The following is a 14,005-nucleotide window of genomic DNA, read 5'->3' as shown; positions in this document are numbered from 1 at the left end:
GGTGCGAGGTGCGCAACGGCGAAGGCGGTGAGCATGACGAGTGCGCCGGCGGCGCCGAGTTGCGGTAGCGAGGTGCGGACGCCGACGACCCAGGTGCTGTAGGTGGAGATGTAGGCGGTGAGTACGGCTTGCAGGAGCAGGGCCAGGGAACAGGCGCCGAGGAGTAGGGCGCCGGTGAGGTCGCCGATACGGAGGCGCACGCGGGGTAGGCGTGCTGCGGCTGCCGAGCCTGATTGGTGCGTGGTGGTGAGGGAGAGGGCCCCGTCGGCGAGGGCGTGGGGGTGGTCGATGAGCGTAGGGGTGATGTCGGTGGCTGCGGTGAGCGCTTCGGTCAGCGCGGGTACGCCGGGGGCTGGTCTGAGGACGACGCCAGCGAGGTGCGTTTTGTCGACGTCGGCCGCGTCGAGGAGTCCGTCGACTGCGCCGGGGATCTGGTCGAGGAGGGGCTGTGCGGCGACCGTGACGTCGTCACGGGTGATGACGGCCGGTTGGCGGGGCGCGGGCAGCAGGATCGGCGCGTGGTCTTGGGTCGCGAGTAGACCCCTGGCGGCCCGGACGGATTCAAGGAGGGCGCGTCCGCCGTCTGCTCCGTCGTAATCGGGCGCCGTCATCGCCGATCGGAGCGGGTCGGAGTCGGCGGTGGCCGTCCGGACGAGTTGGTGGGCGATGAGGTGGTCGAGGCCATGGGCAAGAATGATCTGCTGCGTCGCCAGTTCGCGGTAGCCGTCGGCGGCGGTCTGCAGGACGGTGAGGGTCGCCGGTTCGCGGTCTGCCTGGCATACGAGCACGCAGGCGCCTTCCGGCGCGGTGACGCCGAGGATTGTGGCGTAGGCGGCGAGGGCGGCGGGTGCGGTGACCAGGGCGGGAGGTGGAAACCCCGCGCGGGTTGCTGCCTCGCTGACGTGTCCGCAGCGGCGTGGTCCCCAGCTCGGCGGAACGGTCACGGTGAGCGCGGTGATCGGCCCGTTGACGTGGACGGCAGCATGATGGGTGATGTGCCGCAGCACGGTGGCGAGTAGCTCCACCGGGTCGGGTTGTGTCGCATCGGCGGTGTTGATCGGTCGGCCGCGGAGGTCAGTCGGGTTATCGACGAACCGGTGGTCGGCCGGCAGAGACATCGCGGCCATGGTGTCGAGACCGACGTAGATCTCCCCTGCGGGCCCGATGACGACGCCAGGCGGCATGACGAGGCGACCGTCGATGAGGATGGGGATCCTCAGGCCTTGCCGACTGACAGTGGCCGCGATGGCCGACGAACTTAAGTCGATCGACAGCACAGTGCCCCCGCTTGGCATGAGGGGCAGTCTCGCTCGTGAGGGCGACCGGGTGTCAACCATGATCCGCAGAACGTGACTCGTTGTACGCGGATGGTGAGAATCTCTCCCGATGGGATAGTCGAAGACACTTACCCTCGTGTATTTGGAGGAGATCGGGGATCAACGGCAGGGGGACAGGTGCCGCAGACGCGCCGGGGCAGAGACGACAAACTCGCCGAGTACGGTGCACGAGCCACCGTTCGCATCCCATCAGATTCGCGGCCGCGCCGCGCGCGGCCGTCCCTGAGCGGGGTTGTGCGCGGCGTCATCGGTGCCGGTCTCTTCTTGGTCGCCGTTCCGGTACTGCTGTGGGCTGCGGGTGGGAACCCGCTGCGCCGGCTGCCGGCCTGGTCGCAGATCCCCGACTGGTTCGGGCGCTCCAGCGGACGGTTCACCCCCGACTTCCTCATCGGTGCGGCGTTCTGGGCGATGTGGCTGCTGTGGGGTGTGTTCACCCTGCTCCTGCTCGCCGAGATCCTCGCGGCGGTGACCCGGTGGCGCATCCCCATACTCAGGCTGCCGGCCCCGTTGCACCGGCTCGTGTTCGGTCTGGCGGGCACCGCCGCGCTCGCCGTCGCCCCTGCAGGATCCCTCAACGCGGCGGTTCATTCGGATCGGCCGTCTACGCCCGTCGCCGCGACCGAGCGCGCCGATGTTCCCCGGCAAGCCGCAGCCCGCGGACCCGCCATCATCCACGTGGCCGACCAGCGCTACCTCTACACAGTCGAGCGACACGACACCTTGTCCAAGGTCGCGAAGGAGTGGCTCGGCGACGCGGGACGGTGGCCGGAGGTCTGCGGTCTGAACAAGCACCGCCACTTTCCTGTCGGCGGTGTCCTGCGTGACTGCGACCTCATCTACCCCGGCTGGGAGCTTCGCCTACCTGCCGACGCCCGCCCACCACAAGCCGCCACACCAGCAACGCCCTCCACGCCCCGGTCGGGCCGGCCTGCGACACCGCCCCCATCGCCGAGTGCCGCACCGGACCCGTCCGATCCTGCCGTGCCGCCACCCGCGCCCGAGCAACCGGCCGACACTCCCACCACCACTCGGTCGGCGGCCCCAACCGGGTCCGTTTCGTCGCCAGCACCGCCGTCCGAGGTCTCCAACCCTGCCGCGCCGCCGCCCGTCACGCATAGCCCGACGGTGGCCTCAGAGGACCGGGGTGTGGGTCTGTCGGACTCCGGTTGGCTGCCCTGGTCGCTCGCCGCCGCCATCAGCGCCGCCGCCGCAATGGTCTGGCTCCAACGCCGCCGTCGATACAGCGGCGAGCCTGACGATGATCCGCCGACCGAGCTGCCCCCGACCGTGCTCCAGGTCCGCCGCGCCGTGGCCGCCCGCAACCCCGAGCCATCGGATGCGAGCAACGACGACGGCCCGCCGCCTGCTCTCGTACCCGACCTCGGGGCACTGCCGGCCGGCGGATGCGGAGTCGTGGGCGACGGCGCGTTCGCGGCCGCCCGCGCCGCCCTCGTCGCGGTGCTGGCCTCCGGCGGCCCGCACCACCCCGACGCCCGCGGCGAGGTCGTCATCGACGCCGCCACCATGACCGCGCTGCTCGGCCCGGACGCGGTGACCCTTAACCCCTGGTCGCGCCTGCACGTGACCGATAGCATCAACGACGCGCTTACCGTCATCGAGTCCCGGCTGCTGCACCGCAGCCGCATCCTCGATGAGCACGCTCTAGCCGACTTGGACGAGCTGCGGCGGACAGTGCCCGACGAGGAAGCACTACCTCCGGTCATGCTCGTCACCGATACCCCGCCCGCCAGTGCCCGCATGCGCGCCAAGGTCGCGCTCGCCTTGGGCGAGGGACTGCACGTGTCCGGGCTGCTGCTCGGCGAATGGGCCCACGGCGCCACCGTCGAGGTCACCCCGGACGGACAGACCACGCTTCTCTCCGGGCAGTCCGCCGAACCAGTGCCGCCGCGGCTCCCGGTGCTCGAACCGGCCGCCGCCCTCCAGATCCTGACCACGCTCCACGAGGCACAGACCGGCGAACCGCCCGCGAACACCGCACCAGCCGCACCGGTCACGATCGTGCCCCTGCACGCCAGCCGCACCGAGATCAGGCTAACCGCCACGAACCCGGCTACCCCGACCGCCGTCGAACCCGCCGCCGACGCCCTGTCGGGACGGGCGCGGCTGCGCGTGCTCGGCCACCCGCGCATCGAAGGCATCACCGCCGAAGGTCGGCCGCTGCGAGCCAAAGCTCTGGAACTCGCGGTATACCTCGCCGTGCACCCCGACGGAGCCGCCACCCGTGACATCGGCGAATACCTCGAACCCGACGCCCGCATCAGCCAAGCCGACCAACGCGTACACACCAACGCCTCGAACCTGCGGCACGTCCTCGGCCGCGCCGGCACCGCAGAGACGAAGAACGCCTACGTCATCAAATCCGCCGGACGGTACCTGCTCGACCCGGCGACCGTGGACGTCGATGTGTGGACACTGCGCGACCTGATGCGCAGCGCCACCATCGCCACCGAGCCGCGCCGCCGTGAACTCCTCACCGCCGCCTGCGACCTCTACACCGCACCCCTCGCGGACGGCCAGGACTACGAGTGGCTGCAACCCCACCGCGAGACGGTCCGCCGGTGGGGCACCGAAGCCCACCTACTCCTGGCTGACGACCTGCTCGACACCAACCCGCAGGCCGCATCCGACCTGCTCACCAAGGCCATTGGACTTGACCGCTATAACGAGGCCCTCTACACCAAGGCGATGCACGCCCGACATGCCCTCGGCGACACCGACGGCATCCGCACCCTGCTACGCGCCCTGACCAAAGCCCTCGCCGACCTCGACGCCGAACCACAGGACGACACCATCGCACTCGCCACACAGCTGCGTAACAGCCTGGACGAGAATTGACCGTCCCCGCCAGGCCGCCCCACGCACGTTCGCTACACCTGCTGGCGCTCGTGCCGATCCTCCGCTGGGCCATTACGTGCTGGGCCAGACAGCCAGCCAGGGCGAGCCGCATATTCATGCGGGGGATCGGCTTCACCAGCGTCCCGTCCATGATCAGCGCGGCAGGCTTTCGGCGTTTTGGCCGGAGGTTCCTCTTGTGACGTATAAAGACTCGCCTGGAGATAGTGGATGTCGACTCAGCCTTGGGCCTTTGGCCCGGTGGGAGACCGCGCATGGCAACACTTCCCGGAGGCCCGGGAGCAGATCACGGACCTGGTCTGCACTCAGATGCGACGCGCGATCGACGCCGACCAGATGCCGGAACCGGTGGACCAGTTCGAATACGCGCTGCAAGCCGTCCGTCCGCTGATCCGCGACCTCGGCCTGGTCGACCTGGACCGTGACCTGGTCCGGCGCTTCTGCCTGTTCTGCCGTGACCTCTTGGGCTACTCCGGTCCGGACGGGAACCAGGTTTCCTACGTGCTTGGTATGTATGTGCTGGACGGCTTGGACGGTCCGCCCGTCGTCCGGGTCATCCGGCAGGTCGATCCGGGTCTGATCGAGCTGGTGCGGGCCCGCTTCCCCGGGATGTGGGCCGAGGAGTGAGGCATGGCCGACGCGGTCACCCCGACGGCGTGACCGCGCCGGCCCGGGCCGGGTGGCTGGTGTTGTGCCGTTGTCGGGCCTCGGTATCGATGGTGAGATCGGGGTTGTTGAGTAGCGCATCGTTCGCCATTTGCAGGCCCTGGCGCGCATCTCGCGGGCCTAGTTCTGTCGCATCGGAGGCGGTGGCGCCCACCTGCACATCTGGTTCTTAGCTCGACTCGAAGGACGGGCCCAGTTGTACGGGTCGTGGCTGGTTGTCTGGGACGGCCGGCTACCGGAACACCCAGCGGCCGTCGCAGGGGCTGACGCTGAAATCGTGGCATACGCGGTTGGTGGCAGGCCACGGAGGCCACCTGTCGCCAGGTAGCAAACCGGCCGCGTGAGCTGTCTGATCCACGACCGGACGTGCCGTCGCGGTCGTCGCCGTCGCTGCGGATCTGCCAAGGTCTCCTAACTCGGATCTGCCGTGGTCCGCTCGCCAAGGTCGGCCGTGATGGGGCATCGAGCGGGATCGAGGTGGGACCCGACGACGCCGCTGTTACAGCGCAACCCGCCTGATGGCGGCGATCTGGCCTAACCAGTTGCTCAGCCGCGAGATCTTGACCACGTCGCCGGTTCTTGGCGCCTGAATGATCAATTCCTGCCCGATATACATGGCGACGTGGCGTGGGTTGGTCATGGTGCCTTGGCTGCCGGGGATGAACACGAGGTCGCCGGGTAGCAGAAGCGTCGGGTCGGCCACCGGCTTGCCAGCGACGACCTGGTCGGTGGTGACGCGGGGGATGGAGATGCCGGCGGCCCGGTACGCCGATTGCATCAGCGAGGAGCAGTCGCATTGTTTGTCGGGGTCGCCGGAGTGCGGGTCGGTGCAGGTGCCACCGAAGTGATACGGCGTGCCGAGTTGGCCGACGGCCCAGAAGAGGGCGGTTGCTACGGCGGGTGGGGTGTTGGCGGGTAACGCGAACCCGGCGGGGAGCGCCTCGAGGGTGTCGGTGGCGCAGTCGACGAGGGTGCTGGTCATCTGCTCGACGAGGTGCAGGGCGTCGTCGGTCCAGGTGGCGTAGGCGTCGGGGAACGCGGAGACCTGGACGGCTTGCGCGGCCTGGGTGAGTGGCATCGTCTGCCAGCCGGGCACGGTCTGGAGTTTGTCGAAGAACGTGCCGGCCTGGTAGGCGGGCTCGGACAGTTGCGCGGTGGTGCCCCAGCCTTGGCTGGGGCGTTGCTGGAAGACGCCGATGGAGTCGTGGTCGTTGCGGTCGCCAAGGTGGGGCAGGTTGCGGAGGCCGGATTCCTGCATGGCGGTGGCGACGGCGACGATCCAGCCCCAGCGGGGTACGCCTTTGGTGACCCCGACGTCGATGATCGTGGCGGCGATGTCGAGTTGCTCGGTGTCCCATCGGCCGGGGCCGGGCGGCTGCCCGGAGGGGCGTAGGCCGGGCGGGGCGGCGACGGCGCAGCCGCCGGGGCCGCCGCCGGTGACGGAGGACAGCAGCAGGAGGGGCAGGCCGAAACAGGCGATGACGACGACGGTAACGACGCCGATGATGACCTTTGTCATGGCGATGACCTCTCGGGATAGCGAGGAAGGGTCGGTCTGCGTGCCGGTGCGCGGCGGTTGCCGCGATGTGCGTTCTAGAGGCGGTAGAGAAGGGGGAGCAGTTCGGCGTGGGTCTCGCGGAGGAGGCCGGTGATCAGGGTGCTGGCCGGGAACAGCGGGTGGCCCACGTCGACGGGGGTGGCGTAGCGCCAGTCCCAGTGGCCGGGCTCCAGGCTGGGCACGTACCAGAGGGCGTTGGTGACGTCGAGGAACACGGCGCCGTTGATCTGTGGGGCGAGCAGGGTCATGGGTTGACTGGCGCAGGTGGCCAGGCAGTGGCAGTCGGGGTTGTTGTAGGTCGAGCGCGCCTGGCCGTGGTGGATCGGGCAGCGGCAGTCGCAGGCGCGCTCGCGGGCGTTGCGGTTGGTGCGGTGCATAGATGTCTTCCTTGGTCGTGAAGCACGAAAAGGTTGTGGGCCGCCCTTGCGGGCGGCCCACCTTGGGCGGGCGGGTCAGTCGGTGGACGTGTCGAGGACGGTGGCGGCTTGGCGGAGCAGGTGCTCGATGACGAGGCTGGCGTCGTCGACGTCGGCGCGGGTGTCGACCCTTGTGGCGTTGTCCCAGTCCCAGGTGCCGTTGGCCATGGCCGGGGCGTGCCAGAGGTCGCCGTCCTGGTCGAGGAAGAATGCGCGGTCCCACTGGTGGGCCAGCAGCGTGAGGGGTTGGGTGGCGCAGGTGATGGTGCAGGCGCAGCCGGGCTCGTTGTAGGTGGTGCGCGGCAGGCGGTGGTGAATGATGCAGCGGCAGTCGCAGACCCTGCGCCACGGTGGCGTGTACGTCACGGGTTCCTCCGCAAGGGGTGAATGCGTGTACGCCTCGGTCGCCGCCGGCGTTGGGGCGGCTTCCGAGGCGTACGCGGTGGGTGCGGGTGGTGTCAGGCCGTCATCGGTCGACGGCGGGGGTGCTGGAGATTGCGTGTGGTCCGAGGAGCAGGTCGTCCTGGATCTGGCGGGTCTCCTGCACGGTGAGCACGTAGGCCGGCAGCCGCGGTGTGTGCTCGCGCCAGGCGCGGTAGAGACGGTGGGTCCCGTCGATGAGCAGCGGGCCGGCCGGGTGTCCGCTGATGCTGAGCTGGCCCACGATCAGCGGCTGGGTCAGATCGGTGGTCATGGCGTAGGTCCGGTTGAGGGCGGTGCTGGTCGGGCCGATGAGGCTGATTGCCGACGGGTTGGGGTTGTCAAGATGGGCAAGGCCGTACGCGGCGGCCCACGCCGAGACGTCCAGGGGCCGGGTGTCGCGGGGAGACGCCGCGATCAACGCCCGCGCGGCGTCGATCGAGAACACCCACGGCCCGAAGCGGAACCATTGCGGCAGGCGGGGGGCGGTCACTGGTGGTCCTTCTTCGCGGTGACGCGGGTGTAGATCGCGACGCAGCGCAGGATCAGCTCGTGTGACGGCAGGGCCAGCAGCTGTTGCCGCTTGTCGTCGCGGAGGTGGTCCCAGATGAGGACGGTGACGCTGGCCGACCACAGGTCGACGAGGACACCGTCGATCTTGGCGTGCTGCCGGTTGGCGATGACGCGCCGCAGCGTGTCGATGAGCGTGGGGTCGCCGGGTGGGTGGTTGGCGTCGTCGGGTCGGGCGGCTTCGGGGAGCAGGGTGTAGCAGTCCTCGCAGGTGGACTCGACGCGCGGCGGGTCGTCGGTCTCCCATCGCTGGACATCGGCGGCGGGCAGGCCGCACACGGACTGTCGAAGGTCGCGGGGGTGGCGGATGTGGCGGATCATCGGCGGGCCGTCTCGTCTGATCCGCGCCGCCTGGTGCTCGGTGCTGCCATGGGTGTGTCCGTTCTGTGCGGGCCGGGGCAGCGGTCGCCGCCCCGAGGGGCAGTGGCGCGGTCAGACCTTCAGCAGGTCGAAGGCGGCCACCTTCAGCTCGCCGACGTTGCCGGTGAGCACCCGGTTGGCGCGGGCAACTTCGTTCTTGGCGGGCTGGTAGTGGTCGAGGTACTCGGTCACGGCCTGGTAGCCGGCCCACCGGGTGCCGGCGATGGCCTTCTGGGTGTCGGCCTCGCGGATCAGGTACTTGAGGGTGCCGAGACGCTGCTTGGCGTTGTTGTGGGTCTGCTCGGACGCGTTGTCCTTGACCGGCCACACCTCGGCGACGACCTTCTCGAACTCGCGCATGGTCAGCTCGGTTTGGAGCATCCGCTCGGCGGCCTTCTCGAAGGTCTCCATGTACGTCCACATCAGGCCCAGCGCCTCGCGGGCCTGGCTGATCTGGGAGTTGACGTTGGAGGTGTGCCGGAACGTGTAGTGCCCGGCGGAGTGGGCGAAGGCGGCGCGTTGGGTGTTGGCGCAGACGACCCGGATCGGGCTGGCGTCCACCCGCAGGGCGGCGGTGCCGTCGTGCGAGGTCGTGCCGATCAGGTAGAGGTCCAACCGGTCCACCCCGGCGATCTCCATCGCCGTCGGTAGTTTCATCGTGACGAACACACTCTTGCCGCGGCGGAGGCTTCCGGCGGTCTCGAAGTGGGCGCCGCCCACCTGATCGACCAGGCGGTCGAGCATCTCGGCGCACTGCTCGTTCTGGACCACGGTGTAGTCGGTGCCGACGATGCCGAGGTACTCGGTTTCGGCCGTGACCGGGTTGCGGCGCACGGTCATGCGCTTGTCGTCGGCGGGGATCTGCACCTCGACTCCGTCGACGATGTCGATGCCGACGGTGCGGATGGTCCGCACGCCCCAGTCGCCGAGCCGGGCGGCGGCCATGATCTCCTCTGCCTTCATCGTGTCCTGGGTGACGGTGCCCAGCTGGTGCCAGGCCGACAGGCGGGCGCTGGCGAAGGCGGTCGTTCCGTCGGCGAACGTTTCGAGTTCGTGGGGCACGGGGTTCTCCTTCTCGCTACGCCCGCGGGGGCCGAGCGGATCCGATCGGCCCCCGCGATGGGTTGGGGATGGTGTGGGTTAGGACTGCTCGGCGTCGTTGTCGTCCTGGCCGGGTTGCTCTGCGCTGGTGCTCGCGGTGGGGCTCTGGTCGGCCTGGACCGGGTAGGTGAAGGTCAGCGGTGTCTCGGAGGCCAGGAGGATCCGGCCGCCGGCGGCGGCCTTGGTGCAGTTGTTGCGCACCGCCCCGGAGCTGACCGCGCGGCCGAGCTGTCCGCTGATGGCGGTGGCGATGTCCTGCGGACTCATCGCCCGGCCCGGGTTCGCGGTCAGGACGTCGAGGGTCAGCTTCTCCAACTCGCCCCGGCCGAACGGCTGGCTGCCGTCGGCGTTGGCGCTCCCGTCGCCGCGGCGGCCCACGTTCGCGGTGCTGCCTGTCGCGCGCGGCGGCATTCTCTGGGGCAGGGTGATGATGTGGGCTTCGCCGTCCGCTGCGACGACGTGCAGCGTGCCGTCCGCCCGGATCAGGGGTAGCACCGCCGCCGTAGCGCTCGGCGCGGTCGCCAGGCCGCGGATGACCTGGTAGCACAGCGGGCAGCGGGGCGGCTCCGGATTCGGGTCGACCTCGCTGGCCTTGGTCGGACCAGGGATCCACCGCTGCGGCAGGCCGGGCAGCCGGCGGGCGGCGTCGGCCTGCTCCATCGCGGTCAGCAGCCGCGAGGCGGTCGGGTGACTGATACCGCTCTCGGCCACGATCACGTCGAGAGTCGCGCCGCCATCGCCGTGGTCGGCCAAGACACCCTTGATGGCCATGACCTTGCGGTCTCCAGGTCGAGCGGGCTGCACGACCGCGACCGTCGGTGCCTGCTCGTCCTCGCCAGGGTCGGTGCCGTCCACGGCTGCGCCGTCGGACTCGGTCGCGTTGTCACTGTCGAGTTGGCTGCCCACCTGGTCGGCCGTCTCGGTGTCCGGCGTGTCGACGGTGTCATCGCTGCCGTCGTCGGGTCGGTCGTTCTCGGCGGCATCGTGGACCGCATCGGTGGGCTCGTGCCCTACCTCCGTGTGCGGTCGGCCGGCCGTATTGTCGGGGTCCGGGTCGCCGATGTCGGTCTCGCCGGCCGCGTCAACGGGCAAGAGCGCATCGGCGTCGCTCGGCGTGGCGAGGGTCCACCGCGCGGGGGTGCCCTCGGCCGGGTCGGCGTCGGGATTCACCGCGACGATGACACCGGCGTCGGCCAGGGTTTTGATCGCCTTGTCGGTGGTCGACCGGGCCTTGCCGGATTTGTCGGCCAACTCGTGGACGTCGCCTTGACCGAGGTCGGTCAGGGCGTCGAGGACGGCCTGCGTGGCAGGCGTCAGCGACAGCTGTTGCATCAGGATTTCCTTCCGTGGGAACTGGTAGGCGCCGGACACAGTGGCGTGCCGGGCGGTGGTGCGCCAGGTCGCGGGCAGCGGTCAATGCGGCAGGCGCGTGACGTCGTGCGCTGCCGAGGGGTGCTGCCCAGGCACGACCCGGTGGTCGTGGGGTGGGTGGTGCCGCGTCGGCAGGTCAGGGGCCGGGGAAGGCCTCGCCGACGGCTACGCGTATGCGGCCCGCGCCTCGTCGCCGATGAGGGGTGTCGACCCAGTTGCGGGCGTACCGGTACTCCCGGGCCAGCTCCCTGATGGTCTGCACCAGTGCGGCGAGCGTGCTGGTGGAACCGTTCAGGTCAGCTTCCGTGATCAGTAGGGTGCGTAGCCGGTCCACCGCGAGCAGTAGCTCGGTGCGCAGGTGCCGCAGGTTGGCGGCGGCTTCGGGCAGGTGCGCGGCGGCGGGGACGGGATCGGTGGCGTGTTGCTCGAGAGTGCGTTCGGTCGCCGCGGTGATCCAGCGGCCGATCGTGCCGAGGTGCGGCATGAGGTCCCCCGCTTCAACTGGTGAGGTGGGCGAGCTCAGCGGGGTCGAGTTGGTTCGGGGTGCGGTTGCGCCAGGTGTCGGAGTGGCGCAGGTGCCACCAGCGCAGCAGCGACCGGCAGGCTGAGGCGAGGTCACCGCACGCGGGTAGCGGATACACCGTGGCGAGCGGGGCTTGGTGATGGGGCCGGGTGATGTAGGCGGTCGGCGTCCATCCGTGCTCGGTCTCGGTGACCTCGCCGATGACGCGATCCGGGTAGGGGATGTTGAATGCGCCCGCGGCCTCGGCGTCGGGCACCACCAACCAGGTGCGCGGGTCGCTGCGCCGTAGCGTCGCCACGCCGCGCGACGGGTCGCAGCGCCGCAGGAGGAGGTACCGCTCGTCGCCGTCGCCGATCGGTCGGTGGTTGCGCCAGGCGTGGTAGCAGGTGATGAGCGCGGCCCCGAGGACGTTGTGCCGTTCGCGGGCGATGAGTGCTTCGGTGAGCGTCTGGTGGTAGGCGGCGATGTGTAGATCGGCGCGGGCGGCCAACCCTTGCCGGGCCGTCTCGGCGAGCACACCCACTCGGGCGAGGGCCTCATCGAGGCCGGTGGTGCTGTCGGTGAAGTCGCGGGCAGTCTTGTGCAGGATGCGGGCAAGGTCGCCGAGTGGGTCGGGGGTGGCGGTGTCGTGGCGCCACAGGTGCTCGGGAAGGACGTCGTTGGTGTCGGCGGCGATGCGCCGCAGCGCGGGATCGGTCAGGAACACGAGAGTTCTCCTTCGCAGACGGTCGGGTTGTAGGCATGCCGAGGACCGGTCGCAGCTCCGCTGCGACCGGTGCGGGGTGCTCCAGGCGGTAGGTGGTTAGGCGATGGCGACGGCGCACAGTCGTGCGCTGGAGCGCAGGCCCCGCACGTAGGCGCAGGCTTCGTTGAGGAAGCGGAACCGGTCGGCGACGGAGTCAGTGGCTGGGGTGAGTAGGCGGCCGTCGGTGGTGATCAGCGCGTCTCCGATCAGCGCGATGCGCCAGTGCAGCCCGACGTAGGTGGCTTCGCCGGCCTGGTAGACGGACAGCTCGTACGGGTCGAAGGAGAGGGCGAGCATCGCCAGGACGCGGGGTTGTTGCTCGAAGCGGCGGCGGGCCTCGGCCACGCTGACCTTGGTCGGGTCGGCGTGGTGCTGGGCGAGGTAGTCCTCGAAGGGGCGGGCCGGACGGGTTGTCGCGGCGATGTGGGTGTTCCAGGCACGCCAGCGCAGGGCGGCGTAGTGGGAGGCTTTGGCGGCGGTGCTGGTCAGGTCGAGGCGACCCTTGCGGCCTCCGGCGGCCATGGTGACTGCGCCGAAGCGACGGGCGGCGTCGAGGAGGTAGTAGCCGAGGAAGCGGGTCAGCCAGCCGATGAGGCGGCGGTGGCGGACGTGGTAGCGGCGGGCGGGTGTGCCGTTGGCGTGCAGAAGATCGTTGACTTTCTCTGAGGCGGCGAACCAGTCGGCGGCCTCACCGGGGGCGAAGCAGACGGTGATCACCGAAGCGGTGAGCGGGCTGGGCGTGGGCATGACGGGGTGCTCCCTTCGCGAAGCAGAGGGCGTGGAGTGGGGATGCGCGGTGGTGCCATCGACGCGCGGCGTCTGGACCGGGAAGCTGCCGTGCACGGCGCTGGGCGTGAATCACGAGCCGACCGAGGGTGGGCTGTGGGTGATCCGCTGGCGCGGGCAGATCCGAGGAGGACCAGAGGGGCGGCGGTGCGAGCGAAGAAAGAGGAAGCTGCACCGTAGCTGCGTGACCTGACAGCGCCAGCGTTGTCAGGAACCTCGACCATGCCGGTGAGCTGCGCTGACAGGATCCGCCGTGGGAGTGCGAGGGTCTGTCACGGTACGAAGACACCGTCGTCGTAGTTGGGGTTGTCTGCCACGGGCTGCCCGTGGTCGCTGGGCAGCCCGGCTAGCCGGACCCGACCGGTGTCGCCCACCGGGAGCCAGACGGCTTCGGCCGGTTCGGCGTCGTGGGTGGCGGTCGCGACCGGCACATCGCCGCGCTGGCCGCGCAGGAGTTGGTGAAGGTGCCCTTCACGTTGGTCGCTGCTCAGCCAGAACAGCACCGGATAGCGGGGGCCGCCGCGGCGGATCAGCTGCTCGTACCGGTCGAGTTTGGCCACCACCCGGCCGAGGGGCTCGGTGCCGGTGTCGGCCTCCAGGAAGAACCCCACCGTGGCGTCGGCGACGCTCCACAGGCCGTGCCCGTCAGCGGTGATGGTGCGGAACTGCTTCGTGGTCATCGTCTCGGACCACCACCGGTCCAACCGTGCTTGCGGGTGCTGGCGGGCGTGCACGGTGAGCCGGACGAAGAACTCGTTGGCCATGAGCAGGTGGGTCAGGTTCGGGTTGGCCGAGCGCCGGTCGACGCTCTGACGGCTGGTGCGCACGGTGGGTTCGGGCCGGCGGTGAGCGGCGGCCTGGAAGCGGTGCCCCTGGTGGCCGAGTGTCCAGTGCCACGGCTGGCTACCACCCCCGGCGCGGGCGAACCGGAACCGGTCCAGCAGGCCCAGTGCGGTCAGCTCACCGAGGCGGATCTGGCAGGTCCGTCGGGCGAGGAACAGCATGCGGTGGACCTGATCGGTGGTGAGGACCTGGTGGTCGTCGAGCAGTTGGAGAAGCTGACGGTCACGGCTGGTGATGTGGGGATAGATGCTCAGGAGGCTGACCGATCGCGATTGCGGCATGTGGATACACCCCTGCAGAGAGAGTCCCGTAGGGAGTCTGGATGAGTTGATCTCGATTCCGATGCTGGCATCGGGCAGGTTGGGGCAGGTCAGGCACCTGACAGAGCAAAGGCGTGGGACTCGTGTGGGGTCTCGTGTCGTGGACACCCCCAGA

The 14,005-nt window shown here is 69.9% G+C and carries 14 protein-coding genes; 2 read left to right on the top strand and 12 right to left on the bottom strand.

Going from position 1 to position 14,005, the window contains the following annotated elements:
- Positions 1-1,295 (bottom strand): Hsp70 family protein (locus DLJ59_RS19335; protein WP_148096958.1); only part of this gene is annotated, 1,295 nt, incomplete at its 3' end.
- Between the two features lie 306 nt (positions 1,296-1,601).
- Here DLJ59_RS19335 and DLJ59_RS19330 point away from each other — a divergent pair.
- Entirely contained in the window at positions 1,602-4,193 is a 2,592-nt protein-coding gene (locus DLJ59_RS19330; protein WP_244236123.1) for an AfsR/SARP family transcriptional regulator, read from the top strand.
- A gap of 228 nt (positions 4,194-4,421) precedes the next feature.
- Positions 4,422-4,838: a hypothetical protein gene (locus DLJ59_RS19325; RefSeq protein ID WP_124774042.1), complete on the top strand. Its 417-nt coding sequence runs from the start codon at positions 4,422-4,424 to the stop codon at positions 4,836-4,838.
- A gap of 538 nt (positions 4,839-5,376) precedes the next feature.
- Here DLJ59_RS19325 and DLJ59_RS19320 read toward each other — a convergent pair.
- From DLJ59_RS19320 to DLJ59_RS19270, 11 genes are all read right to left on the bottom strand, one after another.
- Positions 5,377-6,396 (bottom strand): C40 family peptidase, encoded by a 1,020-nt coding sequence (locus DLJ59_RS19320; RefSeq protein ID WP_124774041.1) that lies wholly within the window; start codon positions 6,394-6,396, stop codon positions 5,377-5,379.
- Between the two features lie 74 nt (positions 6,397-6,470).
- Positions 6,471-6,812 carry a hypothetical protein gene (locus DLJ59_RS19315; protein WP_124774040.1) on the bottom strand — a complete coding sequence of 114 codons (342 nt, stop codon included), beginning with the start codon at positions 6,810-6,812 and terminating at the stop codon, positions 6,471-6,473.
- A 75-nt stretch (positions 6,813-6,887) separates the two neighbouring features.
- Positions 6,888-7,217: a hypothetical protein gene (locus DLJ59_RS19310; RefSeq protein ID WP_124774039.1), complete on the bottom strand. Its 330-nt coding sequence runs from the start codon at positions 7,215-7,217 to the stop codon at positions 6,888-6,890.
- A gap of 100 nt (positions 7,218-7,317) precedes the next feature.
- Positions 7,318-7,764, bottom strand: coding sequence for a hypothetical protein (locus DLJ59_RS19305; RefSeq protein ID WP_124774038.1), 447 nt, complete (start codon positions 7,762-7,764; stop codon positions 7,318-7,320).
- Positions 7,761-8,162 (bottom strand): hypothetical protein, encoded by a 402-nt coding sequence (locus tag DLJ59_RS19300; RefSeq protein WP_124774037.1) that lies wholly within the window; start codon positions 8,160-8,162, stop codon positions 7,761-7,763. The genes DLJ59_RS19305 and DLJ59_RS19300 overlap by 4 nt, the downstream gene beginning before the upstream one ends.
- A gap of 111 nt (positions 8,163-8,273) precedes the next feature.
- A complete protein-coding gene (locus DLJ59_RS19295) occupies positions 8,274-9,263 on the bottom strand; it encodes a DUF932 domain-containing protein (RefSeq protein ID WP_124774036.1) in 990 nt (329 codons plus the stop codon).
- A 78-nt stretch (positions 9,264-9,341) separates the two neighbouring features.
- Complete coding sequence (locus DLJ59_RS19290) at positions 9,342-10,634, bottom strand: MarR family transcriptional regulator (RefSeq protein ID WP_208648765.1); 1,293 nt, start codon at positions 10,632-10,634, stop codon at positions 9,342-9,344.
- Positions 10,635-10,809: 175 nt separating this feature from the next.
- Entirely contained in the window at positions 10,810-11,157 is a 348-nt protein-coding gene (locus tag DLJ59_RS19285) for a hypothetical protein (protein ID WP_208648764.1), read from the bottom strand.
- Positions 11,158-11,170: 13 nt separating this feature from the next.
- Positions 11,171-11,902 carry a hypothetical protein gene (locus tag DLJ59_RS19280; RefSeq protein WP_124774035.1) on the bottom strand — a complete coding sequence of 244 codons (732 nt, stop codon included), beginning with the start codon at positions 11,900-11,902 and terminating at the stop codon, positions 11,171-11,173.
- 96 nt (positions 11,903-11,998) lie between these two features.
- On the bottom strand, positions 11,999-12,688 hold the full coding sequence (locus DLJ59_RS19275) for a hypothetical protein (protein ID WP_124774034.1): 690 nt from the start codon (positions 12,686-12,688) through the stop codon (positions 11,999-12,001).
- 311 nt (positions 12,689-12,999) lie between these two features.
- Positions 13,000-13,851, bottom strand: coding sequence for a replication-relaxation family protein (locus DLJ59_RS19270; RefSeq protein WP_124774033.1), 852 nt, complete (start codon positions 13,849-13,851; stop codon positions 13,000-13,002).
- Positions 13,852-14,005: the final 154 nt, after the last annotated feature.

Origin of the sequence: Micromonospora inaquosa (genome assembly GCF_003857055.1) — a bacterium.
GTDB lineage: Bacteria > Actinomycetota > Actinomycetes > Mycobacteriales > Micromonosporaceae > Micromonospora > Micromonospora inaquosa.
Note: the sequence above shows the minus strand (reverse complement) of the source record. Positions and strands in the feature narration are given on the sequence as shown.

Excerpts from the sequence above, each read along its gene's own strand:
- DLJ59_RS19325 (WP_124774042.1), top strand. The coding sequence starts at position 4,422 with ATGTCGACTCAGCCTTGGGCCTTTGGCCCGGTGGGAGACCGCGCATGG.
- DLJ59_RS19320 (WP_124774041.1), bottom strand. The coding sequence starts at position 6,396 with ATGACAAAGGTCATCATCGGCGTCGTTACCGTCGTCGTCATCGCCTGT.
- DLJ59_RS19315 (WP_124774040.1), bottom strand. The coding sequence starts at position 6,812 with ATGCACCGCACCAACCGCAACGCCCGCGAGCGCGCCTGCGACTGCCGC.
- DLJ59_RS19300 (WP_124774037.1), bottom strand. The coding sequence starts at position 8,162 with ATGATCCGCCACATCCGCCACCCCCGCGACCTTCGACAGTCCGTGTGC.
- DLJ59_RS19290 (WP_208648765.1), bottom strand. The coding sequence starts at position 10,634 with ATGCAACAGCTGTCGCTGACGCCTGCCACGCAGGCCGTCCTCGACGCC.
- DLJ59_RS19285 (WP_208648764.1), bottom strand. The coding sequence starts at position 11,157 with ATGCCGCACCTCGGCACGATCGGCCGCTGGATCACCGCGGCGACCGAA.
- DLJ59_RS19275 (WP_124774034.1), bottom strand. The coding sequence starts at position 12,688 with ATGCCCACGCCCAGCCCGCTCACCGCTTCGGTGATCACCGTCTGCTTC.
- DLJ59_RS19270 (WP_124774033.1), bottom strand. The coding sequence starts at position 13,851 with ATGCCGCAATCGCGATCGGTCAGCCTCCTGAGCATCTATCCCCACATC.